Origin of the sequence: Paraburkholderia sp. ZP32-5 (assembly GCF_021390495.1) — a bacterium.
Lineage (GTDB): Bacteria > Pseudomonadota > Gammaproteobacteria > Burkholderiales > Burkholderiaceae > Paraburkholderia.
This window is the reverse complement of record NZ_JAJEJP010000001.1, coordinates 500881-526724: the sequence shown is the minus strand read 5'-3', so window position 1 is coordinate 526724 and position 25844 is coordinate 500881. Positions and strand designations below refer to the sequence as shown.

Below are 25844 nucleotides of genomic sequence, written 5' to 3'. Positions count from 1 at the left end.
CATGCCATGAATGACCGGGCGAACGTCATTCGTAGTTGGTGAACCGCGACTCCGGCGGCGGCGGCGGCGGCAACGGCGTGTAGCCGGCCACGCTGGTGCGGAACGCGGTGATCAGTCCGTTGTCGACGCTCGACAGGCCCTTGAACGTCAACTGCGCCAGAAACCGCGTGCTCGACTGATTCTGTCCCGACGTATTCAGGCCGTTCGCATAGCGCTGGATGCCGGCGCCGAGCGTCCAGCAGTCCGCGTCGTATTGCAGGCCGACCAGACCGTCGACGATCCGGTGGCCGCCGAGATCGTAATTGAAGCGACCGACCCCGAACACCCGGTGCGACAACGGCCATTGGCCCGAGATCACGACCTGATTGATCGGCTGGTTGTCCAGCGTGGTGTTCGCGCGCGTGTAGCGGTACCCGACGTTGAGCACCTTGCCGGTTGCCGGACTGAAGCCGAAGCCGACGCTCGTCTTCACGAGCTGGTTGTTGTCGGCATTATATTGGAACGCAGTTTCGGAAGCGAAACCGGCGCCCAGCTTGACGGACGCGCCCACGATCAGGTCCGAATGGGTGGCCTGCGTGCTCGTTTGAGTGGGCTCCAGCGTGACGCGCTGGTCCTGGAAATAGTACTGCTGCGCGATCACGAAGCGCGCGCGTTCGTCGCCCGTCGCCGGGTTGATGAAGCGCGTCGTGATGCCGGCGGTCAGGCGGTTCGCGTCGGCGATCCGGTCGTTGCCGACGAAGGTGTTCGGCGTGAAGATTTCCGCGAGCCCGAAGTCGGAATCGGCGGTGTCGAACAGCGGCGCGTTGTTCTGGTTGCGGTACGGCGTGTACACGTAGTACAGACGCGGTTCCAGCGTCTGGATATAGTCTTCGCCGAAAATGCGCACCGAGCGCTCGAAGGTCAGCCCGGTATCGAACGTGAAGGTCGGGATCGACTCGGTGAAATTCTTCTGCGGGTTGGATACGCCCGACAGATCGGTGCCGATGTTGTTCAGGTTGTACGACGCGAAGTGCCATTGCACCTTCGGCGTAACGAAGTAGCCCGGCCCCACCACCGAGTACGACAGGTACGGATTGAACAGGACCCGCTGGCCTTCGGTCACGTCCGCGGTGGTGATGCGGAAGTTCGTGTAGTCGGCCTCGGCGCCGAAGTCGAAGCCGCCGACGTTGTACTTCGCGTACTTCACGTTCAACTGCGGCTCGCGGCCATATGGCGCGACCGACGGCTGCAGCGTCTGCCAGTGCTGCTCGCGCGCGAGCACGGACCACGGTCCGTTGTTGTAGGTCAACCCGGCTTCCTGCTGGTACAGGAGCTGGGTGCCGTTCATGAACTGGTTGACCGACGACGACAGGTCTTCCGGATACGTGTTGTCCGAAACCTTGTTGTAGTAGATGTAACCGCCGAACCCGTCGCCGAAGTTCTGGTTGTGCTGGATATACAGCGCGTAGCGGTTCGTATGCGTCAGGTGATCGTCGGGCAGGAATTCACCGGTGATCGAGCCGGAATACGTCGGCGACAGATAGCGGAACGTGCTTTGCAGCTGCACACCGCGCTTCGAGATCAGACGCGGGGTGACCGTCAGATCGCGGTTCGGCGCGATGTTGAAGTAATACGGTACCGACAGTTCGAAGCCGTTCGACGAACTCAGCGAGAACGTGGGCGGCAACAGACCGCTGCGGCGGTCGCCCGACAGCGGGAACGACAGCCATGGCGATGCGAATACCGGCACGCCCTGGAAGAACAGCACGCTGTTGTACGCGACGCCTTCGTCCGCGCCGGTGTCGAAATCGAACTCGCTGCCCTTGATGTACCACGCCGGGTTGTCCGTGCACGAACACGCGGTGTAAGTCCCTTTCGTGAACACCGAGCGCTCGGCGTCGAGCAGGTCGACGCGCTGCGCGCTGCCCGAGCCGCCCGTCAGATTGAAGTGATACTTCGGCGCAGTCATGAACCCTTCGGTCGAATCGACGCGCAGATGCGCTTCGGGACCGATGAAGGTATTGCCGGTGTTGTTGACGTGGACATTGCCGTATGCATCGGCCATGTCCGTGTCCTGATCGTAGTGCAGCGCGTCGGCCTTGATCACGGCCGTGTTGTGGCGCAATTCGCCCGAGCCCTTGACCGCGAGGTCCTGATCGATCGTGCCGCTCGCGTGGTCGCCGAGCACGAAGGTGGCGGGCCGCTGTCCGCTTTGCAACGGATGGTCTTCGAGCTGCGGGGCAAGCCGCATGCCCCACGGCGCGTCGATCGGTTGTGGCTGTGCAGCTTCCCCGGCCAGCTGGGCGTGCGCAAGCGCGGGCATCAGGCCCGGAACGGCGACGAGCGCCGCAACGAGCCGCCTTTTGCGCGGCACTACTGCACAGGAGGGAGTGGTATCGGAAAGCTGTCTAGGCGGCATGTATCGTTTGGCGAATCGGCCCGTGCGCGAGCTTCCGTCGTCACGATCCACCGCCTGCACACCGCGACCGTGACAGTCGGCTGTACACCAGGATTGACCAGTTGCCGAATGATAAGGCGGGCGGTAGAACGGAACACGCGAAAGCTGGCGTGTGAGTCGCGTCAAAAAAGTCGTGGGGTATTATATGGCAAGACGTTGCCCCTCTGAATCTGCCGCCGGTTTTCATGACGCTGCCCGCCACCCAAGACCTCACCGACACCCGTTTCTCCCTGCTCAAAGCCTGGCTGCAAGGCCACGCGGCGCGCCATGCGCTCGAGCCCGACACCCTCGTCGCCGCTTCATCCGATGCGAGTTTCCGCCGCTATTTCCGGCTCGCCGGCAATGCGCCGCAAGCCGGCGGCGCGGCCACGCTGATCGCCGTCGACGCGCCGCCGCCCGAAAAATGCCGCGAATTCGCGCAGATCGCGCAGCTGCTGGCGCAGGCCGGCGTGCACGTGCCGCGCGTGCTCGAAGTCGACTTCGATGCCGGCTTCATGCTCGTCACCGATCTCGGCACCGCGTCGTACCTCGGCGCGCTGACCGACGCGCAAGCGGCCGGCGACTCGCGCCGCGCCCGCACATTGATGCGCGACGCGCTCGACGCGCTGATCCGCTGGCAACTGAGTTCGCGCGAAGACGTTCTGCCGCCGTTCGACGAAGCGTTCCTGCGCCGCGAGATGGAATTGATGCCCGAGTGGTTCATCGGCCGGCATCTGGGCCGCGAGGTCGACACCGCGACGCGTGAACTGCTCGATCGCACGTTCGCGCTGCTGATCGCGAGCGCGCGGGCGCAGCCGCAAAGCTTCATGCTGCGCGATTTCATGCCGCGCAACCTGATGATCGCCGAACCCAATCCCGGCGTGCTCGACTTCCAGGACGCGGTGTACGGACCGATCACGTACGACGTCGTGTCGCTGCTGCGCGACGCGTTTCTGAGCTGGGACGAGGAGTTCGAGCTCGACTGCTTCGCGTACTACTGGGAGCGCGCGAAAAAAGCCGGCCTGCCGGTGGATGCCGATTTCGGCGAGTTCTACCGTCAGCTCGAATGGATGGGTCTGCAGCGCCACATCAAGGTGCTGGGCCTGTTCTGCCGGATCAACTACCGCGACGGCAAGGCGCATTACATGAACGACCTGCCGCGCTTCATCGGCTACGCGCGCAAGGTGACGGAACGTTACGCGCCGTTGCGCGGGTTCGCGAAGCTGCTCGACGACCTCGAAGGGCGCGCTCAAGAAGTCGGCTACACCTTCTGACCGATGACGATGTCCGTAAACAAAGCGATGATTTTCGCCGCGGGCCGCGGCGAGCGCATGCGTCCGCTGACCGACGCGTGCCCGAAGCCCCTGCTCGAAGTAGGCGGCAAGCCGTTGATCGTGTGGCAGATCGAACGGCTCGCGCGGGCCGGCATCTGCAGCATCGTGATCAATCATGCATGGCTCGGCGCGCAGATCGAAGCCGCGCTCGGCGACGGCGCGCGCTGGCAGGTGGAACTGCGCTACTCGCCCGAGCACGAGGCACTGGAAACCGCGGGCGGCATCGCGCAGGCGCTGCCTTTGTTGACCGCCGACGGCGAAGATGACGTGTTCATCGCGGTCGCCGGCGACGTCTATACCGATTTCGATTACGCGGCGCTGCATGCGCGCGCCGGTCAATTGAAGGCGTTGCCGGAGCCCGGCATGCATCTGGTGATGGTGCCGAACCCGGCGTTTCATCCGGATGGCGACTTCGGTCTCGCCGATGGCGTGCTGTCGCTCGATACGTCGCCGCGCCTCACGTTCGGCAGCTTCGGGCTGTACGACACGCGGATGTTCCGCGATCTGCCGCGCGGCTCGCGGCGCGCGCTGACGCCGTATTACCACGAGACGATCGCGCGCGGTCTCGCGAGCGGCGAACTGTATGAAGGTTTGTGGGAGAACGTCGGTACGCAGGCGCAATTGGAAGCGTTGGACCGGCTGCTGCGGGCGCGTTGACAGCAAGCGCGCTGCGAGCGGGTGAAGTCGCCTGCCGTGATTGGGCAGGCCACCAATTACCGCGCGCCAGCCTCCACCCCAGCTTCACCGCTCGCCGCCTCCACCACCTCCGGCGTCTGCGCCGCGCGCTGCTGCAACGCCCACATCTGCGCGAACAACCCGTTCGCGCGCAGCAACTCCGCGTGCGTGCCGCGCTCGACGATACGTCCCTTGTCCATCACGATGATCTGCTGCGCGTGCACGACCGTCGACAGCCGGTGCGCGATGATCAGCGTCGTGCGTTCGCGGGCGATCTGGTCGAGTTCGTGCTGGATCGCGCGTTCCGAACGCGAATCGAGCGCGGACGTTGCTTCGTCGAACAGCAGGATCGGCGGATTCTTCAGAATCGTCCGCGCAATCGCGACGCGCTGCTTTTCGCCGCCCGACAACTTCAGCCCGCGCTCGCCGACCGGCGTGTCATATCCCTTCGGCAAGCTTTCGATGAATTCGTGGATGTGCGCGGCGCGCGCGGCCGCGATCACGTCATCGCGCGTCGCCGACGGCCGGCCGTACGCGATGTTGTAATAGATCGAGTCGTTGAACAGCACCGTGTCCTGCGGCACGATGCCGATCGATGCGCGCAGTGAATCCTGCGTGACGTCGCGAATGTCCTGCCCATCGATCACGATCGCGCCGCCCGTCGCGCGGTCCAGATCGTAGAAACGGAATAGCAGCCGCGCGAGCGTGGATTTGCCCGAGCCGCTATGGCCGACCACCGCGGTCGTCGTGCCGGCGGCGATCGTGAAGCTGACGTCGTGCAGGATCTGCCGCGCGGGTTCGTATGCGAAGCTCACGTTATCGAAACGCACCTGCGCGCCGCTCACCCGCAAGGCCGGCGCATCCGGCGCATCGGGCACTTCCTGCGGCGCGCCGAGCAGCGAGAACATCCGGTCCATATCGGTCAGGCTCTGCTTCAGCTCGCGATACACGACACCGAGAAAATTCAGCGGAATATAAAGCTGCAGCATGAACGTGTTGATCAGCACCAGATCGCCAAGCGTCAGGCGCCCGGCCATCACGCCCTGGGTCGCGCGCCACAGGATGAACACGAGCCCGGTGCCGATGATCGCCTGCTGCCCGAAATTCAGCGCCGACAGCGAGCGCTGCGATTTGATCGCCGCCGCGCGATAGCGCTTCAGGTTTTCGTCGTAGCGGCTCGCTTCCCATTCCTCGTTGCCGAAGTATTTGACGGTCTCGTAGTTCAGCAGCGAATCGATCGCGCGCGAATTGGCTTTTGAATCCAGCTCGTTCATCGTGCGGCGAAAATGCGTGCGCCACTCGGTCACCTTCACCGTAAACACGATGTACGCGGCGAGCGCGATGAACGTGACGATCGCGTAATAGGCCTCGTATTTGACGACGAAAAAGCCGAGCACGAGACCGACTTCGACCAGCGTCGGCAGGATGCTGTACAGCGAATACGAAATCAGTTGCGTGATGCCGCGCGTGCCGCGTTCGATATCGCGCGACATGCCGCCCGTCTGCCGCTCCAGATGAAAACGCAGCGACAGTCCGTGCAGATGCCGAAACACCTTCAGCGCGAGCTGGCGCACCGCGCTTTCGGTCACTTTCGAAAACAGGATCTCGCGCAGTTCGGTGAAGAACGACGTCGACAGCCGCACCACCGCATACGCGACCACCAGCAAACCGATGCCGCCGAGCAGCACGATGCCGGGCGCGTCGTGCGCGCGGCCGAGCGCAGTCAGATGCTGGACCGACGCGAGGCTGTCGACGATGCGCTTCATCACGATCGGCACGCCGAGGTTGGCGACTTTCGCACCGATCAGGCAACTGAGCGCGAAGCCGACCCGCCATTTATAGGTGGCGAGATACGGCAGCAGCGACAGGATCGTCTGCCAGTCGTTGCGGGGCTGGGTGGAAATCGGCGAAGGTTCGGAAGGCAGAGCGCGGCGCATGGATCGTGGGGCGAGGATGAAATTGCCGGAGTTCGCAGCGGCGCGGGGCACTCGTCCCGCTTGACGACCCGCGCGAGCCGGCCGGCCTTGCGGCTGCCGCGGCACGCGGGTCACGCGCTTCGCTGGGCGCTTTCCCGTACAATTCCTGATCTCTGTATTGTCGCAGAAGCCGGCTGGCGCCGCTTTTCATGGGCCGTACGGCCGCCCCCGCCGCGCCGTCCAGCAATCCATCAATACGCGTGAATACGCTTCCCGAGGATGTCCCGATGACCGATCTTCTTCAACTTCCGTCCAAATCCTGCGCACTGCGCGTGATGCCGCAGCCGTCGGATGCGAACATCCACGGCGACGTGTTCGGCGGCTGGATCATGGCGCAGGTCGACATTGCCGGCTCGATCCCGGCAAGCCGCCGCGCCAACGGACGGGTGGCGACCATCGCGGTCAATTCGTTTCTGTTCAAGCAACCGGTGTTCGTCGGCGATCTGCTGAGCTTTTACGCGGATATCGTCAAGACCGGCAATACATCGGTCACGGTGTCGGTCGAAGTGTACGCGCAGCGAATGAGTCTCGCGCAGGAAGTCGTCAAGGTCACGGAAGCGATCCTGACCTACGTCGCCACCGACAGCGATCGCCGTCCGCGCGCGCTGCCCGTGCTGGACTAGCGGCACCTGCCGCGCGCCCAAGTGCCGCGCGCCGCCGCGGCCTACGCCGTCTCCAGCTCCCGCATCAGACCGCCGTGCAGCAGTTCGGAAATCGCCTCGGTCGATAGCGGCTTCGCGAAGTAGAACCCCTGCATCTCGTCGCAGTCGCGCTTCTTCAGAAATTCGAGTTGCGCCGACGTCTCCACCCCTTCGGCGATCACCTGCAGCTTCAACGAATGCGCGAGCGCGATGATCGCCGACGTGATCGTTTCGCCGTCCATCGACACGCCGATATCCGATACGAACGAGCGGTCGATCTTCAGCCGGTCGACCGGGAAGCGCTTCAGATAGCTGAGGCTCGAATAGCCGGTGCCGAAGTCGTCGATTGCGAGACCGATACCGAGCGCGTGCAGTTCGTTGAGCATCGACACCGCCTCTTCGGCATTGCGCATGATCGTGCTCTCGGTCAATTCGAGTTCGAGGTACTTCGGTTCGAGCCCGGTCTCGGCGAACACCTGTTTGACCAGCTCGGTGATATCGCGCTGCTGGAACACGCGCGCGGACAGATTCACCGACACGCGCGCCGGCGGCAACCCCGCGTCCTGCCACGCCTTGTTCTGCCGGCACGCCTCGCGCAACACCCACTCCGTTAGCGGACCGATCAGTCCGCTTTCCTCGGCGATCGGAATGAACGACGACGGCGGCACAAGCCCCGCCTCCGGATCGCGCCAACGCACCAGCGCTTCGATGCCGACGATGCGGCCGCTGCCGATATCGACCTGCGGCTGGTAGTGCAGCAGGAACTCGTTGTCGCGCAGCGCGCGGCGCAGGCGCCGTTCGAGATTCAGCCGCGCGCCGGCGCTCGCGTTCATCTCCGGCTGATAGAACTGGAACGTGTTGCGGCCCATGTCCTTCGCGCGATACATCGCGACGTCGGCCTTCTTCATCAGCGTTTCCGCGTCGTCGCCGTCCTGCGGGAACAGGCTCGCGCCCATGCTGCAGCCGACGTACAGCTCGTGGCCGTCGAGCCATACCGGCTCCGCGATCGACATGCGCACGCGCTCCATCCATGCGATCAGCGATTTTTCGTCGACGGTATCGGTCATCACGATCACGAACTCGTCGCCGCCATGGCGCGCGACGGTGTCGCTGGTGCGCGAGCAACGTGCGAGCCGCTCGGCGACCACGCCGAGCAACCGGTCGCCGACGCTGTGACCGAGGCTGTCGTTGACGTTCTTGAAGCCGTCGAGATCGAGGAACACGACCGCGACGCCGTTGTGATGCCGCCGCGCGATGACGAGCGCATGTTCGAGCCGGTCGCGCAGCAGGTTGCGGTTCGGCAGACGCGTGAGGCCGTCGTAATTCGCCTGATATTCGAGCTGCTCCTGATAGCGGATCAGCTCGGTCACGTCGTTGATCACGCCGATGTGATGCGTGATCACGCCATCGGCATTCGGCACCGGCGCGATGAACAGCTGATTCCAGAACAGCGCGCCGTCCTTGCGATAGTTGCGCACCACCGCGCTCACCTCGCGGTTTGCCGCGAGCGCTTCGCGGATCAGCGCGACGCCTTCCTGGTCGCGATCGTCGCGTTGCAGCACGCGGCAGTCGTGACCGATCACCTCGGCCGGATCGTAGCCGGTGATACGCATAAACGCCGGGTTCACGTATTCGATCAGATTGCCGGACGGCGACGGCGCGGTGATCAGGATCGCGTTGACGCTCGCATCGAGCGCGCGGCTTTGCAAACGCAACGCGAGATCGGCGCGCTTGCGCTCGGTCACGTCCGTGTACGAACCGAGCACGCCGATCACGCGGCCATCGTTGTCGGTAAACGGCTGCTTGCTCGCGACCCGCGTACGGTACTCGCCGTCGATCACGAGTTCGACTTCGAAGTTCATCTTCGGCACGCCGCTTCTCACCACTTCGCGATCGTGCTCGACCAGCAGATCGGCAAAGGCGCTCCACGGCAGATCGGCATCGCACTTGCCGACCACCTGCTCGGGGTACGCGAGCCCCGCATCGAGCGCGAACGCCATATTGCAGCCGAGATAGCGCGAGTCCAGATCCTTCCAGAAGATGCGCTGCGGAATGTTGTCGATCACCGCTTCGAGCATCTGGTTCGAGCGCTGCGCTTCGGCTTCGGCGTTGATCTGGTCGGTCACGTCGTCCGCGAGGACGAACAGCGCGTCGCGACCCATGAAGTTGAGCGCGTGATACGACACGTCGACGCTGATGATCGAGCCGTCCTTGCGCTGATGACGCCAGATGCCCGCCAGCGTGTGCCCCTGGCGGATTCCGTCGCTGCGCTGCAGATGCGTGTTCAGACGCGAAACTTCGGTGCTCGGCCGGATCGCGTGAATCGTCATGTTCAGAAACTCGCTTTCCGTGTAGCCGTACTGCTGGATCGCGGCGGCGTTGACGGCGAGAAAGCGCATCGTCTCGCGATCGTAGATGTACATCGGCACCGAGTGATCGTCGAACAGACTGCGAAAGCGTTCTTCGTTGCGCACCAGCGCGCGGGCGCTGAGCAGCTTTTCGCGCGCGCTGTTCTCGCGCGCGCCGAACGTCATGATGAGCAGCGCGCTGCCGGCGAGCATCGTCACGATCAGCACGAACATCGCGCGCTGACTGTTGCTCGCCGAGGCTGCGAGCGAGATTTCCAAGCCGTGGGTTTCGTCGGCGCGCAGTTCGGCAAGCGCTGCTTCAACGCGCTCGATACCGTGGGCGAGAGGTAGACGGGCGCCGGCGATGTCGGCGGGGGCTTGGGCTTGTGGGTTGTTTGATGCGGTGTTCGGTGCGTTGCTTGAAGCGCTGTCCGGTGCGCTGTTCGCCGCGCCGCCCGAGACGTTGTTTTGCGCTTCGGTCGATACCGCGCTGATTGCCGCGCTTGGCGCGATATTCGACGCCACTCCAGGCGCCGCGGGCATGGCCCCCGCGCCTTGCTTCAACGCGTCTTCGATGTCGTGTTGCAGCGCGTGACGTGCCACGCTCAGGCGTCCGAGCGCGCCGGCCATCGAAGGTTCGGTCGCGAGTTCGTCGCGCAGCGCGTGCTCGCGGATCGCCAACGCTTTGGTGACCGACGCGGCCGCGTCGGGAGGCACCGGTTTGCCCGATGCCTGCAGACTGCGCAACTCGGTCAGTGCGTTATCGAGCGCGGCGCGATACGCATCGAGGTTCTGGCGCACGCTGGTCGAATGCTGCAGGCGCGCGTCGGCGTCGCGTTGTCCGCGAATCTGTGTGTATGCGACAAACGCATTGGCACCGACCGCGACGACGACGACCGCGATGTTGATCAGCAGCCGCTTCGATAAAAAAGGAATCATGGGTTCCGAACGTCAATCGGGCCGGGGACGAAGCGCGCGCTCACTTTCGAAGCGTCGGACCGCATCGATGCGAATCTTTTTGCGCGCCAACCTTTGGATATCGGCAGTGTTCGGAAGTGGGTTGAGGGTACGAGTCAAAAAAATTGTGGGGGGGTGCTACTAGCCGGCCGCACCTAGCCGGCCGCGCCGAACTCCTTCATCGCCGGAACGAAGTCGTGATTCGCCTCGGGCTTGCGCGACAGTTTTGCGAGCACATAGCGTTGAAACGGATCCAGCTCGGCCCAGCGCGCGACGCTCGGCGCGCCAAGACCCGCGAGCCCCGCCTGATGCGCGACATCTTCCGGCACACTGTCGGTGCGGCGCCACGCCGGTGCTTCCTCGGGCGTGAACCACTCCGGCTCGACGTTCGCGTGAGTGCGCAGCATTTCGAACAGTGCGTGATCGAAGTTCGGCTCGATCTGCGTGTCTTCATCGACCGGGAAACGCGCGAGCAGCTTGCGGTCTTCGAGCGGCAGTTGCTGCCACTGATCGAGCGCGATACGCAGCCCGAAACGGTCGAGATTGAAGCGCACCGACATCGGGATAAAAGTGAAATTCTCCGAAGACGCGACTTCGAAGTCGAACAGAAGCGGTGCTTCGTTGAGTCCCATGACAGTGCTCCTTCTCGGTGACGGACAGCGGGCGGGCGTCGCTTGAGGTATTTTAGAACCTTATTCGCGCGTTATTCGTGCAAAGCAGACCCGCGCGGCGGCCGCGCGCGACGCGTGCTCGATGCGGGTGGATGCCGATGCGCACTTGTATGTACAGGAGTCAAGCAGCTTGAACGGACAGGAACACGGGCGCGGTGCTGGTCAGACGGATGCTCAGACCAGCGCTGCCGCCGTCGCCCACGATGGCGACGAACAACCGGGCGCAGTGTCGCGCGAAGTGCGTCGCCATCGCGGCGCGGCAGTCGAAACGGTCACCGATCACGTCGGCCAGGAGTGGCCAGTCGCGCTCGTCTTCAACGGCATCTCGCACGCGGTGATGATGTGCACGCCGCGCGATCTCGAAGCGTTTGCAGTCGGCTTCGCGATTTCTGAGGGCATCGTCGAGCGCGGCAGCGACATCCAGGACATCGAAGTCGAATGGCACGACCATGGCGAATTGCCGCATGCCGAAGTGCACTTGCAGGTGGTGCAGCAGGCGTTCGTCGCGTTGAAGCAGAAGCGCCGCGCGCTCTCCGGGCGCACCGGTTGCGGCGTATGCGGCATCGAAAGCATCGATCTGCTCGATCTGAAACCCGAGCGCGTGCCCGACACCGGTTTTCTGCAACGTCTCGCACCCGACGCGATCGCCCGCGCCGCGCGCGCGCTGCCCGAGCATCAGGCGCTCACGCGGCTCACCGGCGGGCTGCACGCGGCCGCGTGGTGCGACGCGGCAGGGGCGATCCGCTACGCGTTCGAGGATGTCGGCCGCCACAACGCACTCGACAAACTGATCGGCCAGCTCGTGCTGACCCGCGCCGATACGCGCGACGGTTTCGTGTTTCTGTCGAGCCGCGCAAGTTACGAGCTGGTGCGCAAGGCCGCGCGCGTCGACGTGCCGATGGTCGCGACGATCTCCGCGCCGTCGTCGCTCGCGATTGCGATTGCGCGTCAGGCCGGTGTGCGGCTGGTGAGCTTCTGCCGCGAATCGAGTTACGTGGATTACGACACCGCACAGCAGCCGCAGTCTTGAGCGATTAAAACCGCGCAGACGAACGAACGGTTAATCGAGGCGTAGCGATTGGGGGCGGCGCGCCGTAACGGTCGTCGGCAAACGAAAAGCGAAGCACGTCGATAAGCCGCGAAATGATCAGATCAATTGCGGCAGGCAGCGGCGGTGCATCGGCTCTGCCGCGCCGCCATCGTTACCGACATCGCCATTTCTGCCTAAAACGGTGGCTGCACGCACGCCGATCACGCCACCTTTTCGCCCGCACCTCGCTCAATCAAACTGCCGGAAATCCGGCTTGCGCTTCTCGAAGAACGCCTTGAATGCCTCGGCCGCTTCCGGTGCGAGCAGCATCTTGCCGAAGTGCACGGCTTCCTCGGTCATCTGCGTGCGCAGTTCCTGCTGGCTTGCGCGCTTCATCAAACTCTTCGTCACCCGTAACGACGACGCCGGCAACGCAGCCAGCTTCGCGGCCTGAGCAGCGGCGAACGCTTCGACTTCACCCGCCGGCAGCACGCGATTCACGAAGCCCATCCGATGCGCTTCGGCCGCATCGAACGCCTCGCCGAGCAGCAGCTTTTCGGCCGCAGCCTGATAGCCGGCGACGCGCTGCAACAGCAGGCTCGACGCCGCTTCCGGGCACAGCCCGAGCTGCGTGAACGGCAGCGAGAAGCTCGCGGTGTCGGCCGCGTACACCAGATCGCAGTGCAACAGCAGCGTCGTGCCGATGCCGACCGCCGGTCCCGCGACCGCCACCACCACCGGCTTCTCCATCGAGCTGATCGCGCGCAGGAACTGGAACACCGGTGCATCCTCGCCGGCCGGCGGCGCCTTCATGAAATCTTCGAGATCGTTGCCCGCGCTGAAAATGCCCGCGCTGCCGCGAATCAGGATCGCGCGCACCGACGTGTCGCGCTGCGCATCGACGAGCGCGTCGGCCATCGTCTGATACATCGCGGCCGTGATCGCGTTCTTTCTGCCGGGCCGGTTGAAGGCGATCGTCAGCACCGCGTCGGCGCGCTCGATCAGAATATCCGTCGTCATCCCGCTAGTCGTCATCCCGCTGTCTCCTTTCGGTGCTGCTGAATGTGAAAACGGTTCGCAAGCCAGGCGGCCTGCGAACCGTTGCGTGGTCCGGCGCGACAAAGGCAATCGCCGCGCGGACCATGGCGAACCCGCTTACAGCCGCTCGATGATGCCCGCCGCCCCCATGCCGGTGCCGACGCACATCGTCACCATCCCGTACTTGTAGTTGCGGCGGCGCAGCCCATGCACGACGGTCGATGCGCGAATCGCGCCGGTCGCGCCGAGCGGATGGCCGAGCGCGATCGCGCCGCCGAGCGGATTGATCTTCGACGCATCGAGGCCGAGGTCCTGAATCACCGCCAGCGCCTGCGCGGCGAACGCTTCGTTCAGCTCGATCCAGTCGAGGTCGTCCTGCTTCAGCCCCGCGGCCTTCAGCGCGGCCGGGATCGCTTCCTTCGGGCCAATGCCCATGATTTCCGGCGGCACGCCGCGCACCGCGAAACTGACGAAGCGCGCGAGCGGCGTCAGGTTGAACTGCTTGAGGATCTTCTCCGACACGACGATCAGCGCGCCCGCGCCGTCCGAGGTCTGCGAGCTGTTACCGGCCGTCACCGAGCCCTTGTTCGCGAACACCGCGCGCAGCTTCGCGAGCCCTTCGATCGACGTATCGGCGCGCGGGCCTTCGTCGAGCGACACCTCGCGCGTATTCACGCTGACTTCGCCGCTGGCGAGATCGGGGAAGCGCTCGGTGAGCGTGTACGCGGCGATTTCGTCGTTGAATTCGCCGGCCTGTTGCGCGGCGATCGCGCGGCGATGCGATTCGACCGAGAACGCGTCCTGCGCTTCGCGGCTGATCTTCCAGCGCTCAGCGACTTTCTCCGCGGTCAGGCCCATGCCGTAGGCGATGCCGACATCTTCATTGCGATCGAAGATATGCGGCGACAGCGACGGCTTGTTGCCCATCATCGGCACCATGCTCATCGACTCGCAACCGCCCGCGATCATCGCGTCCGATTCACCGACGCGGATGCGGTCCGCGGCCATCGCGAGCGCGGTCAGACCCGACGCGCAGAAGCGGTTCACCGTGACGCCGCCGACCGTATTCGGCAGGCCCGACAGCAACGCGCCCATGCGCGCGACGTTCAGGCCCTGCTCCGCTTCCGGAATCGCGCAGCCAACGATCGCGTCTTCGATCACGCTGGTGTCGAGACCCGGCACCTGCGCTACGGCCGATTTGATCGCGTGGACCAGCAGTTCGTCGGGGCGCGTGTTCTTGAACATGCCGCGCGGCGCCTTGCCAATCGGCGTGCGGCTCGCGGCGACGATATATGCGTCTTGCAATTGCTTTGCCATTTGTGAATCTCCTGTGTCGACCAGAGTTAGCGCTTGAGCGCTTACTCTGGTCCCATGCACATTGTTGCCGTCGCCGCTTTAGTTGCGCACCGGTTTGCCGGTCTGCAGCATGCCCATGATCCGTTCCTGCGTCTTCTGCGTGCCGAGCAGATCGACGAACGCGCGCCGCTCCAGTTGCAGCAGCCATTCCTCATCGACGAGGCTGCCCGCTTCGACGTCGCCGCCGCACACCGCTTCCGCGATACGGCTCGCGATCAGGAAATCGTGCTCGCTGATAAAGCGGCCGTCGCGCATGTTCACCAGCGACGCCTTGATCGTCGAGATCGCCGAGCGTCCCGCAACCGGCACCTGCACCGCGCGCAGCGGCGCACGGTAACCGGCCGCGGCGAGCGCGCGTGCTTCCTTCTTCGCGACGTCGAGCAGTTCGAACACGTTGAACACGATCGGGTCCGACGGCTTCAGATAACCCATTGCGCGTGCATCGAGCGCGGAGCCCGACACCTTCGCCATCGCCGCGTTTTCGAACGACTTTTGCAGGAACTTCAGCAGATCGTTGGTCGCGCCGAACTGAGTCGCGGCTTCCGCCGCGCGCAACGCCGCTTCCTTCAGACCACCGCCCGCCGGCACCAGGCCCACACCGACTTCGACGAGACCCAGATAGCTCTCGATATGCGCGACGCGCTTCGCGCTATGCAGCGCAAGCTCGCAGCCGCCACCCAGCGCGATGCCCGAGATCGCCGAAATCACCGGCACATTCGCGTATTTCACGCGCAACATGCCTTGCTGGAATTTCTTCACGAACGGCTCGATGCCCTTCGCGCCGCCCATCATGAACGCCGGCAGCGCCTCTTCGAGATTCGCGCCCGCCGAGAACGGACCGCCCGGCGTGCCGAGCTTCAGCGAAGCCGTCTGCCACACGACGACGCCCTTGTAGTCCTTCTCCGCGAGTTCGATCGCCTGCGTAAAACCGTCGATCACCGCCGGTCCGATCGTGTTCATCTTGCTTTTGAACGACACGATCAGCACGTCGTCCTCGCCCGCGCGATCGTCGACCCATGCACGCACCGCGTCGGTCTCGAACAGCGTCTTGCCATAGGTCTTCGGATCGGCGCCGGTTTCGCCGGCGAGCGGCGCGCGGAATACCTGCTTGCGGTACACGTCGAGTGACGAGCGCGGCACGAAGGTCTGCGCGGCCGGCGACCATGAACCTTCATTGCTATGCACGCCGCCGTTTTCGGCAACCGCGCCTTCCATCACCCACGACGGCAGCGGTACATTGGCGAGCCCCTTGCCCGCCGCGATGTCCTCTTGCACCCACTCGGCGACCTGCTTCCAGCCGGCCGTCTGCCAGCCTTCGAACGGGCCTTCGCTCCAGCCGAAGCCCCAGCGGATCGCGAGATCGACATCGCGCGCGTTGTCCGCGATCGACTCCAGATGCACCGCGATGTAGTGATAGACGTCGCGGAAAATCGCCCACAGGAACTGCGCCTGCGGATGCTCCGTTTCGCGCAGCAGCTTCAGACGCTCGGCGGCCGGACGCTTCAGGATGCGGCCGATGATTTCGTCCGCCTTCGCGCCGCCGTCGACATAGTCGCCGGTGTTCGGATCGAGCACCTTGATCGCCTTGCCTTCCTTCCTGTAGAAGCCGGCGCCGGTCTTCTGGCCGAGCGCGCCTTTCTTCACGAGTTCGGCGAGCACGGCCGGCGTTTCGTAGATCGGGAAAAACGGATCGTCCGGCAACGTGTCCTGCATCGTCTTGATCACGTGCGCCATCGTGTCGAGACCGACCACGTCGGCGGTGCGGAACGTCGCCGACTTCGCGCGGCCGAGGCGCGAACCGGTCAGGTCGTCCACTTCATCGAAGCGCAGACCGAACTTCGCGGCTTCGGCGATCACCGCGAGAATCGAGAAAATACCGACCCGGTTCGCGATGAAGTTCGGCGTGTCCTTCGCGCGCACCACGCCCTTGCCGACCACGCTGGTCAGGAAGGTTTCGAGCTGATCGAGAATGTCCGGGCGCGTTGCCGCGGTCGGGATCAGTTCGACCAGATGCATATAGCGCGGCGGATTGAAGAAGTGCACACCGCAAAAGCGCGCCTTCAGTTCATCCGCGAAACCTTCCGACAGCGCGGTGATCGACAGGCCCGACGTGTTGGTCGCGAAGATCGCGTGCGGGGCGATGTGCGGCGCGACTTTCTTGTACAGGTCGTGCTTCCAGTCCATCCGCTCGGCGATCGCTTCGATCACGAGATCGCACTCGGCGAGCTTCGCGATGTCGTCATCGTAGTTCGCGGGCTGGATGTATTGCGCGTCGTCCTTCACACCGAACGGCGCCGGCGACAATTTCTTCAGGTTCTCGATCGCCTTCAGCGCGATCGCGTTCTTCGGGCCGTCCCTCGCGGGCAGATCGAACAGCAGTACCGGCACCTTGGCGTTGATCAGGTGCGCGGCGATCTGCGCGCCCATCACGCCGGCGCCTAGCACGGCTACCTTGCGAATGATCAGATTACTCACGTCGTTTCTCCGGGGAGTTGTGCGGTGGCGCGAAGATTTATCGATGCTTCGCGCGGTGTGTGTCGTGATGTAGAGCTGAAGCGAGGCGCCCGGGATTCATGCTTCGATGCATGCGGAGCGCCTCGTGTGAACGTCAGCGCGTGAACGTCAGAACAATGCTTCTTCGACGTCCATCATCGGCTTCGAGCCGGCGCGCGCCTGGCGGATCGTCATCGCCGTTTCGGGCAGCAGCTTCGCGAAGTAGAAGCGCGCGGTGGCGAGCTTGGCCTTGTAGAACGGATCGCCCGAGGCCTCTTTATCCAACGCGATGCGCGCCATGCGCGCCCAGAAGTACGAGAACACCAGATGGCCGACCGTGCGCAGATACGGCACCGCGGCAGCGCCCACTTCGTCCGGGTTCTGCATCGCCTTCATGCCGATTTCCATCGTCAGCTTCTGCACCTTTTCGCCGATGTCGGCGAGCGGGTTCACGAACTCCTGCATCTCCGGCCTGATGCCTTCGGCTTCGACGAATTCGGCGACCAGCTTGCCGAACTTCTTCATCTTCGCGCCCATGTCGCCGAGCACTTTGCGGCCGAGCAGGTCGAGCGCCTGAATGCCGTTGGTGCCTTCGTAGATCATGTTGATGCGCGCATCGCGCACGTATTGCTCCATGCCCCATTCGGCGATGAAGCCGTGGCCGCCGTAGATCTGCATCGCGTGATTGGTGCCCTCGAACGCGTTGTCCGACAGGAACGCTTTCAGGATCGGCGTGAGCAGCGCGACGAGGTCGGCCGCTTCCTTGCCCGCAGCTTCGTCGGCGTGCGACAGTTCTTTGTCGATATGCAGCGCCGCCCAGTACGAGAACGCGCGGCCGCCTTCAGCGTAGGCCTTCTGCGTGAGCAGCATGCGGCGCACGTCCGGATGCACGATGATCGGATCGGCGGCCTTTTCCGGCGCCTTCGGGCCGGTCAACGAGCGCATCTGCAGACGCTCTTTCGCGTAAGTCAGCGAGTTCTGATATGCGACTTCGGTAAGCCCGAGGCTCTGCATGCCGACGCCGAGACGCGCGGCGTTCATCATCACGAACATCGCATTCAGGCCTTTGTTCGGCTCGCCGACGAGCCAGCCCTTCGCGTTGTCGAGATTAATCACGCAGGTCGCGTTGCCGTGGATGCCCATCTTGTGTTCGATCGAACCGCACTTCACGCCGTTGCGCTCGCCCGGCTCGCCCGCTTCGTTCGGCACGAACTTCGGCACGATGAACAGCGATATACCCTTGGTGCCCTGCGGCGCATCCGGCAGACGCGCGAGTACCAGGTGGACGATGTTCTCCGCCATGTCGTGCTCGCCGCTCGAAATGAAAATCTTCGTGCCGCTGATCGAGTACGAACCGTCGCCGTTCGGCTCGGCCTTCGTGCGCAGGATGCCGAGATCGGTGCCGCAATGCGGTTCGGTCAGACACATCGTGCCGGTCCACGTGCCGGCGACGAGCTTCGGCAGATAGCGCTGCTGCAGCTCCGGCGTGCCGTGCGCATGCAGGCATTCGTACGCGCCGTGCGACAGGCCCGGATACATCGTCCATGCCTGGTTCGCCGAGTTCAGCATTTCATAGAGCGCGTTGTTGACGAACGCCGGCAGCCCCTGGCCGCCGTATTCCGGATCGCAGCCGAGAGCCGGCCAGCCGGCTTCGACGTATTGCTTGTAGGCTTCCTTAAAACCTTTCGGCGTGATCACGACGCCGTCGCCGGCGTACGTGCAGCCTTCCTGATCGCCGCTGTGGTTGAGCGGGAACAGCACTTCGGAGCAGAACTTGCCGGCTTCCTCGAGCACCGCGTTGATCGTGTCGACATCGAGGTCCGCGTGCTTCGGCATCTGCCGCAGTTCGGCTTCGACGTCGAGCAGTTCGTGCAACACGAATTGCATGTCGCGCAACGGCGCGGCGTACTGTCCCATGACTCTCTCTCCCAAGTTTTGACTAGAAGCCAGGCCGTTGGCCGAGTCCGTGGACGGACCTTCCGCGCCGCACATTCCCGGGAATGCCGGCGCCCCCGCTAACGGCTTTCGCTTTGATATGAATTAATCAGTTTTTCCAGCGCGGCCCACGTGAGACGCACCGCATCGGGCAGATGCAGGAAGCGTGCGTCATGGTGCAGACCGAGCGTGACGCTATACAGTTCGAACAGCATCAGCTGCGGATCGGTGTCGGCGCGCAGATGCCCTTCTTCCATCGCCTGCGAAATCGCCCGCGTGAGCGCCGCTCGCCACATCGTCACGCTCGACACCAGTTGCTCGCGCACCTGGCTGTCCGCGCGGTCGTCGTATTCGACCGCGCCGCTGATGTAGATGCAGCCGGTCGTGACTTCCTGGATGCGCTTCTCGATCCAGCGGGAGATCATCGAGCGCAAGCGGGGCAGACCGCGCGGTTCGCGCAGGCTCGGGTAGAACACTTCGTCTTCGAAGCGGCGGTGATATTCGCGCACGACCTCGACCTGCAGATCCTCGCGCGACCCGAAATGCGCGAACACTCCGCTCTTGCTCATCTGCATACGCTCGGCGAGCAAGCCAATCGTCAGACCTTCCAGTCCGTCCCGGCTCGCCAGATCGAGTGCTGCATCGAGAATCGCGGCTCGCGTTTGTTCGCCTTTTCGCATAGCTGTTTTACCGTTCTAATGTGGCCAAAATTAAAATCGAACGGCCGTACTATTATTGAGTGCTGCCGTCCGCTAAACAAGGACTTTATTAGAAACCGGTTTCTAACCGGTTCCTAATTTTGCGGCTTTCGACAATCAGATCAATCTTATTTTTAGAGGCGTTTGCCTTGAATCGATGGTTGCCGATCAGCGCGCTTGTGTTCTCGTGAGTTGTCTCGTCTGTTCTTTTCTCTCTTTTCCCGTTCGCCGCGGTTCATTGTTCGTTATTCGTGGCTAGCGACGCTTGTGTGCGCGGGGCATCGATCGTCGCCGATTACCGTGTCCGCGCCGACATGATGCAGCAGGCGCGGGGTTTTCTGGAAGCTAGTCGTAGCCGCCGACCGTCAGCAGCTTCATTGCAACGCGGTAGCTCGTGTACGCGATCCAGCTGATCGCGCGCACCCGGGCCGGACGCGATTCGTAGTGGGCTTCGTCGATGCGGCGCGCGTCCGCGAACGCACCGAGGATCGCGTCGCGCAGCCCGGCGATCGCGGGGTCGTTCACGATCACCACGTTGGCTTCGTTGTTGAGCATCAGGCTAAGCGCGTCAAGGTTCGACGAACCGACGGTGGCCCAGTTCGAATCGACCACCGCGACCTTGCCGTGCAGCAGCGTCTTCTCGTACTCGGCGATCTGCACGCCCGCGCGCAACAGCGCGTGATAGAGAAACGGCACCGCGTAGTCGAGCGCCTTGAACTCCTTGCGCCCGATGATCAGCTTCACGATCAAACCACGCTGGGCCGCGAATACGAGCGCGCGGCGCAGCTTGCGCCCCGGCATGAAGTACGGATTGGCGAGCAGGATTTCGTGGCGCGCCTGGCCGATGGCGGTCAGATAAGCCTTTTCGATCGCCCGGCGATTGATCAGGTTGTCGCGCGCGACGAATGCAACGCACGGTTCGCCGCCCGCCCACAATTCTTCGTTGCGGCGCCGCCGGCGCCGCCGCAGGCTGCCGAGCGACGCGGTGTCGTGCGGCTCGAGGTCCGGCTTGATCGAGTCGAGCGGCCGATGGCCGACGCGAATCCGGTGCCACTGCACGTTGAACGCGTCGCGCACGTCGGCAACCACCGGTCCGCGCAACTCGACCGCGAAATCCCAGCGGCGGTATGGCAGCTTCTCGCCGTTGTTCTCGTAGTCGTCGACAATGTTGATGCCACCACAATACGCGTACTGATCGTCGATGATCGCGAGCTTGCGATGCGTGCGCGAAAAGCCGAAGCGGCCGAACAGATGAGGGTTGTAGATGCGATGGTCGATGCCGGCGAGCGGCCATTGCTCGAACATCTTCAGGCGCGCGGTGCCGATGCCGTCGGTAATCACGCGCACCCTGACGCCGCGCGACGCGGCGCGCAGCAACGCGTCGTTGACGGCCTGGCCGGCGTCGTCGTCGCAGAAGATGTAGGTTTCGAGCGCGACACTTTGCGCTGCGGCGTCGATGCGCTCGATCAGCGCGTCGAAGTATTGATCGCCGGAGCGCAGCAGCTTGACTTCGTTGTTACTGGTGAAGCGGTAGCGCTGCCAGTAACGGCGGCCGAGCAGCGTGTGCCGCAGCCGCGCGAAACGACCCGCGCCGCCAGCGCTCACTGGCCACGCTCCCCGGCTCGCGGGCCGGTCCGTGGATCGGGTTGAAACTCGGACGGCGCGCTGGCCGCGCGCGCGCCGAGCCGGCGTGGCAACTGCAGGATCGCATCCGCATTCGACGACGAAAAACAGCGCGATGCCGCCTCTTCATACGGCAGCCATAGAAACGCGGTGTGTTCGCGCGGCGCGATTGCCACGTCGATCCGCTCGGGGACCTGCAGGCTGAACCAGTGCTCGGTGTTGTGGATCACGCCGGCTTCATAGCGATGGCGGAATTCCGGGTAGATCTCGTATTCGATCGAATAGCGCCAGTCGAACAGCGCGCTTTGCGGCACCGACGCACCGCCGATCACGATGCCGGTTTCCTCGCCGACTTCGCGCACTGCCGTGTCGACGAGCGGTTCGTCGAGCCGGTCCTTCGAGCCGGTCACCGACTGCCAGAAGCCGGCATGATCGGCGCGCTCAAGCAACAGCACGTCGAGCGCGGGCGTGTGGATGACGACGAGGACGGACTGCGGAATTTTCGGCGGTTTCGGCATGGCGTAAAAACTGGGCGCGGCGCTCGCGCGGTACATGTCGGATGACGGTCGAAAGGGTCTAAAAAACGGTGGCTTAACTGTAACGCAAAAAGTAAAAAAGGCGCTGAGGTGAAGTTCACCTCAGCGCCTTTTTGCTTCTCTGATGCCTGTTTTTGCGGTCGGCCGTGGCCGTTTTGCAGCTTTTTTACAACCGTCGCGTTTGCGATCACCGCCTGAATTGCGTGCTGATCAGCGTCTTTGGAACCACACGGGCAACGGCCAGTACGGTCCAACTCGCGGCTGATAGCGAGGCCGCGCCACGCGGCCCGGCTTTGCTTACACCTTCGGTTCCGGCGAACGCAGACGGATGTGCAGTTCGCGCAGCTGACGCTCGTCGACTTCGCTCGGCGCTTGCGTAAGCAGATCCTGCGCACGTTGCGTCTTCGGGAACGCGATCACGTCGCGGATCGAATCGGCACCGGCCATCATCGTGACGATGCGGTCCAGACCGAACGCGATACCGCCGTGCGGCGGCGCGCCGTATTGCAGCGCGTCGAGCAGGAAGCCGAACTTGGCCTGAGCTTCTTCGGCGTTGATGTTCAGCGCACGGAACACCTTGCTCTGCACTTCTTCGCGATGGATACGCACCGAGCCGCCGCCGATTTCCCAGCCGTTCAGCACCATGTCGTACGCCTTCGCGAGGCAGCGCGCCGGATCCGTTTCGAGGAACTCGAGATGCTCGTCCTTCGGGCTCGTGAACGGATGGTGCGCGGCGACGTAGCGGTTATCTTCCTCGTCGTATTCGAACATCGGGAAGTCGACGACCCACAACGGCTTCCAGCCGGACTGGACCAGACCGTTGGCCTTACCGAATTCCGAATGACCGATCTTCAGACGCAGCGCGCCGAGGCTGTCGTTGACGACCTTCGCGCGATCCGCCGCGAAGAAGATGATGTCGCCGTCTTGCGCGCCGGTGCGCTCGATGATCGCCTTCAGCGCTTCGTCGTGCAGGTTCTTGACGATCGGGCTTTGCAGACCATCACGGCCCTTCGCTGCTTCGTTGACCTTGATCCACGCAAGACCCTTCGCGCCGTAGATACGCACGAATTCCGTGTAGCTGTCGATATCGCCACGCGACAGCTCGCCGCCCTTCGGTACGCGCAGCGCCGCGACGCGGCCGTCCTTCGTGTTGGCCGGCGTGCTGAACACCTTGAAGTCGACGTCGCGCATCGCGTCGGTCAGCTCAGTGAATTCGAGCTTCACGCGCAGGTCCGGCTTGTCCGAACCGAAGCGGCGCATCGCTTCCGCGTATTCCATCACCGGGAATTTGTCGTCGAGCGCGACGCCGATCGTCGTCTTGAACACGTGACGGATCATCGCTTCGAACAGATCGCGGATTTCCTGTTCCGACAGGAACGAGGTTTCGCAATCGATCTGCGTGAATTCCGGCTGACGGTCGGCGCGCAGGTCTTCGTCGCGGAAGCACTTGGTGATCTGGTAGTAACGATCGAAGTTCGCGACCATCAGCAGCTGCTTGAACAGCTGCGGCGACTGCGGCAGCGCGAAGAACTGGCCCGGATTGGTACGCGACGGCACGAGGTAGTCGCGCGCGCCTTCCGGTGTGCTCTTCGTCAGCATCGGCGTTTCGATGTCGATGAAGCCCTGCTCGTCGAGGTACTTACGCACTTCGATCGCGACGCGGTAGCGCAAGCGCAGGTTGTGCTGCATCTGCGGACGGCGCAGATCGAGCACGCGATGCGTGAGGCGGGTGGTTTCCGACAGGTTGTCGTCGTCGAGCTGGAACGGCGGCGTAACCGACGCATTCAGCACGATCAGCTCGTGGCACAACACTTCGATCTTGCCGCTCTTGAGCGCGGCATTGGTCGTGCCTTCCGGACGGTTGCGCACGAGACCCTTGATCTGCACGCAGAACTCGTTGCGCACGCCTTCGGCGACCTTGAACATGTCCGCGCGATCCGGGTCGCAGACGACCTGAACGAGCCCTTCGCGATCGCGCAGGTCGATGAAGATGACGCCGCCATGGTCGCGGCGGCGGCTTACCCAGCCGCACAGCGAGACGGATTGGCCCAGCAGTTCTTCGGTCACCAGACCGCAGTATTCAGATCTCATCGACATGATGTTTGTCTTTCGTTTTGCATTGGTTGAACGGCGCGCCGCAGATGATCCTGCATGAAGCGTTGCGCGCCGGCATTACAGCGGAGGCTCGACGGTGGTGCGGCGCACCGGCGCCGGCGTCGGCGAGGCCGGCGCCACGACACCCATCGAGACGATGTACTTGAGCGCAGCGTCGACCGTCATGTCGAGCTCGATCACTTCGCTTTTCGGCACCATCAGGAAGAAGCCGGACGTGGGGTTCGGCGTAGTCGGCACGTAGACGCTAACGTAGTCTTCTTTCAGGTGATTGACCACGTCGCCGCCCGGAATACCGGTCAGAAACGCGATCGTATAGGACCCGCGGCGCGGGTATTCGATCAGCAGCGCCTTACGGAACGCGTTACCGCTGCTCGACAGCAGCGTGTCGGAGACCTGTTTGACGCTCGTGTAAAGCGGACCGACGACCGGGATGTGCGCGACCAGCAGCTCCCACCACTTGACGAGCTTCTGCCCGATGAAATTCTGCGTCAACAGCCCGACGACGAAGATGAACGCGAGGGTGAGCACCGCGCCGAGACCCGGCAGACGGTAGCCGATTGCGCGTTCCGGCTGCCAGGAGCTGGGCAGCAGCAAAAGCGTCTGGTCCATCGTGCCGATGATCAGACCGAGCACCCACAGTGTGATGGCCAAAGGCACCAGCACCAGCAGGCCGGTCAGAAACACCGATTTGAGCGTCGTCTTTTTCGTCGTCATGTGTACCGCCAGAAAGCCGCGCCGGTCGAAGCCCGGCGCGCGCTAGATGCACCGCCCGCGAGGGCGGCAGTCCCACTAGGCGCTGCCGGAACCGCTCGTATCCGCCGTGGCGGCCGGAGCAGCGGGTGTGGCCGCCGGCACGGCCGCGGTAGCCGGCGCAGCGGCCGGCGCCGCTTCGGATTTCGCTTCCGATGTGGCCGGGGCGCTCGCGCCACCGCTGCCGCCGCGGAAATCGGTCACGTACCAGCCGGAGCCTTTCAACTGGAAGCCGGCGGCGGTGAGCTGCTTGCTAAAGGTGTCTTTTCCGCATTCGGGACACTGCGTCAACTGGGGGTCGCTCATCTTCTGGAGCACGTCCTTCCCGAAACCGCATGACCCGCAACGATAAGCGTAGATCGGCATGATGCTTTTCCTACTCCAAATCCCTACTGAAATCTTGTAAACGCTTGCAAAGCCTTGAATTATAGCCGCAAACGATGGCCGTTCCCCTGTTTTCGGGAAGGCGAACGCGTGACGCGACCGCCAGCGGGGCAAATGGGGGCGCCCGTTCGCGCTATCAAGGGCAAGCGACGTGGCACAGCGCGGCGCGCGCGACGTGAGACCGCCGACGTTACGCGCGGCGCTGCCAGGTGAGCCAGCGCTCACGTCCTGTGAAGACGGCGATCGAATCGGCCACTGCCTCGTCTTCGATCAGCTCGAAGTACGGCGTCAAAAGCGCATCGAGTTCACCGCGTTCGACACCAAACGGCGGCCCCTTCGGCGTCGCGCCGAAAAAAAAGAAGCCCGCGAGCAACGCGCCGGGCGGCAACAGTTCGACCATCCGCTGCGCGTAGTCGCCGCGGCGCGCTAGCGGCAGCGCGCAGAAAAACGCTCGCTCATAAATCCACGTGGGCGTGAACGGCGGCTCATAAGTGAAGAAATCCGCCTGCTCGACCAGTTGCGCGTGCTGGGCGCCCAACTGTGCGCGCGCCGCCGTGACGGCAGCCGGCGAAAAGTCGATCGCGCGGACCGGCGTGCCCTGCTGCGCGAGCCACGCCGCTTCGTATGCGCTGCCGCAGCCCGGAATCAGCACCGCGGCGTCGCGGTGTCGTTCAGCGAAGGCGCGAAACGCGGACGGCACGCCGGCCTGATCCCATGGCGTGTAGCGGCGCTCGAAGCGTTCGTTCCAGAACTCGGGTGAATTCGGGTCGCGGCTCGCGAAAGCAGGTATGGAGGGTTGGGTCGGATCGCTCATCGGATGCCTCGTACGGGGTTGCGCCCAGCCGCCGCCATGAGCAGCGGCCGAACC

Annotated in this window: 19 protein-coding genes; 4 read left to right on the top strand and 15 right to left on the bottom strand. The window is 63.9% G+C overall.

The window, feature by feature from the left end; all coding sequences use genetic code 11:
• Positions 1-25 precede the first annotated feature (25 nt).
• Positions 26-2398 carry an LPS-assembly protein LptD gene (locus L0U82_RS02295; RefSeq protein WP_233828216.1) on the bottom strand — a complete coding sequence of 791 codons (2373 nt, stop codon included), beginning with the start codon at positions 2396-2398 and terminating at the stop codon, positions 26-28.
• A gap of 224 nt (positions 2399-2622) precedes the next feature.
• On the opposite strand from L0U82_RS02295, the gene L0U82_RS02290 reads away from it, so the two are divergent.
• Positions 2623-3690 carry an aminoglycoside phosphotransferase family protein gene (locus L0U82_RS02290; RefSeq protein ID WP_233828215.1) on the top strand — a complete coding sequence of 356 codons (1068 nt, stop codon included), beginning with the start codon at positions 2623-2625 and terminating at the stop codon, positions 3688-3690.
• Between the two features lie 3 nt (positions 3691-3693).
• A complete protein-coding gene (gene murU / locus L0U82_RS02285) occupies positions 3694-4407 on the top strand; it encodes an N-acetylmuramate alpha-1-phosphate uridylyltransferase MurU (protein WP_233828214.1) in 714 nt (237 codons plus the stop codon).
• Between the two features lie 56 nt (positions 4408-4463).
• On the opposite strand, the gene L0U82_RS02280 is transcribed toward murU, so the two are convergent.
• Positions 4464-6362 (bottom strand): ABCB family ABC transporter ATP-binding protein/permease, encoded by a 1899-nt coding sequence (locus tag L0U82_RS02280; protein ID WP_233828213.1) that lies wholly within the window; start codon positions 6360-6362, stop codon positions 4464-4466.
• A 266-nt stretch (positions 6363-6628) separates the two neighbouring features.
• Between L0U82_RS02280 and L0U82_RS02275 the strand changes: the two genes are divergently transcribed.
• Positions 6629-7024 carry an acyl-CoA thioesterase gene (locus L0U82_RS02275; protein ID WP_233828211.1) on the top strand — a complete coding sequence of 132 codons (396 nt, stop codon included), beginning with the start codon at positions 6629-6631 and terminating at the stop codon, positions 7022-7024.
• A gap of 41 nt (positions 7025-7065) precedes the next feature.
• Here L0U82_RS02275 and L0U82_RS02270 read toward each other — a convergent pair whose 3' ends face one another.
• Both L0U82_RS02270 and L0U82_RS02265 read right to left on the bottom strand, forming a co-directional pair.
• The gene (locus L0U82_RS02270; RefSeq protein ID WP_233828209.1) at positions 7066-10329 is read right to left on the bottom strand and encodes a sensor domain-containing protein; all 3264 of its coding nucleotides are present in this window, start codon (positions 10327-10329) and stop codon (positions 7066-7068) included.
• Positions 10330-10502: 173 nt separating this feature from the next.
• A complete protein-coding gene (locus tag L0U82_RS02265; protein ID WP_233828207.1) occupies positions 10503-10979 on the bottom strand; it encodes a nitrate reductase associated protein in 477 nt (158 codons plus the stop codon).
• Between the two features lie 169 nt (positions 10980-11148).
• Between L0U82_RS02265 and fdhD the strand changes: the two genes are divergently transcribed.
• Positions 11149-12048 carry a formate dehydrogenase accessory sulfurtransferase FdhD gene (gene fdhD / locus L0U82_RS02260; protein WP_267929295.1) on the top strand — a complete coding sequence of 300 codons (900 nt, stop codon included), beginning with the start codon at positions 11149-11151 and terminating at the stop codon, positions 12046-12048.
• Positions 12049-12297: 249 nt separating this feature from the next.
• Here fdhD and L0U82_RS02255 read toward each other — a convergent pair whose 3' ends face one another.
• From L0U82_RS02255 to L0U82_RS02205, 11 genes are all read right to left on the bottom strand, one after another.
• Positions 12298-13068 carry an enoyl-CoA hydratase gene (locus tag L0U82_RS02255; RefSeq protein WP_233833083.1) on the bottom strand — a complete coding sequence of 257 codons (771 nt, stop codon included), beginning with the start codon at positions 13066-13068 and terminating at the stop codon, positions 12298-12300.
• A 135-nt stretch (positions 13069-13203) separates the two neighbouring features.
• A complete protein-coding gene (locus L0U82_RS02250) occupies positions 13204-14403 on the bottom strand; it encodes an acetyl-CoA C-acyltransferase (protein ID WP_233828205.1) in 1200 nt (399 codons plus the stop codon).
• A gap of 78 nt (positions 14404-14481) precedes the next feature.
• Positions 14482-16917, bottom strand: a complete 2436-nt coding sequence (locus tag L0U82_RS02245; RefSeq protein WP_233828204.1) for a 3-hydroxyacyl-CoA dehydrogenase/enoyl-CoA hydratase family protein — start codon at positions 16915-16917, stop codon at positions 14482-14484.
• Between the two features lie 147 nt (positions 16918-17064).
• Positions 17065-18852 (bottom strand): acyl-CoA dehydrogenase C-terminal domain-containing protein, encoded by a 1788-nt coding sequence (locus L0U82_RS02240; RefSeq protein ID WP_233828203.1) that lies wholly within the window; start codon positions 18850-18852, stop codon positions 17065-17067.
• Between the two features lie 98 nt (positions 18853-18950).
• A complete protein-coding gene (locus L0U82_RS02235) occupies positions 18951-19550 on the bottom strand; it encodes a TetR/AcrR family transcriptional regulator (RefSeq protein WP_233828202.1) in 600 nt (199 codons plus the stop codon).
• A gap of 363 nt (positions 19551-19913) precedes the next feature.
• The gene (clsB, locus tag L0U82_RS02230; protein WP_442793592.1) at positions 19914-21173 is read right to left on the bottom strand and encodes a cardiolipin synthase ClsB; all 1260 of its coding nucleotides are present in this window, start codon (positions 21171-21173) and stop codon (positions 19914-19916) included.
• Positions 21170-21709 carry a dihydroneopterin triphosphate diphosphatase gene (gene nudB, locus L0U82_RS02225; RefSeq protein WP_233828201.1) on the bottom strand — a complete coding sequence of 180 codons (540 nt, stop codon included), beginning with the start codon at positions 21707-21709 and terminating at the stop codon, positions 21170-21172. Before nudB ends, clsB begins: the two co-directional genes overlap by 4 nt.
• Before the next feature lie 315 nt (positions 21710-22024).
• A complete protein-coding gene (gene aspS, locus L0U82_RS02220) occupies positions 22025-23824 on the bottom strand; it encodes an aspartate--tRNA ligase (protein ID WP_233828200.1) in 1800 nt (599 codons plus the stop codon).
• 75 nt (positions 23825-23899) lie between these two features.
• A complete protein-coding gene (locus L0U82_RS02215; protein ID WP_233828199.1) occupies positions 23900-24556 on the bottom strand; it encodes a DUF502 domain-containing protein in 657 nt (218 codons plus the stop codon).
• A 75-nt stretch (positions 24557-24631) separates the two neighbouring features.
• Complete coding sequence (locus L0U82_RS02210) at positions 24632-24958, bottom strand: FmdB family zinc ribbon protein (RefSeq protein WP_233828198.1); 327 nt, start codon at positions 24956-24958, stop codon at positions 24632-24634.
• Between the two features lie 208 nt (positions 24959-25166).
• Entirely contained in the window at positions 25167-25790 is a 624-nt protein-coding gene (locus L0U82_RS02205; protein WP_233828197.1) for a methyltransferase domain-containing protein, read from the bottom strand.
• Positions 25791-25844: the final 54 nt, after the last annotated feature.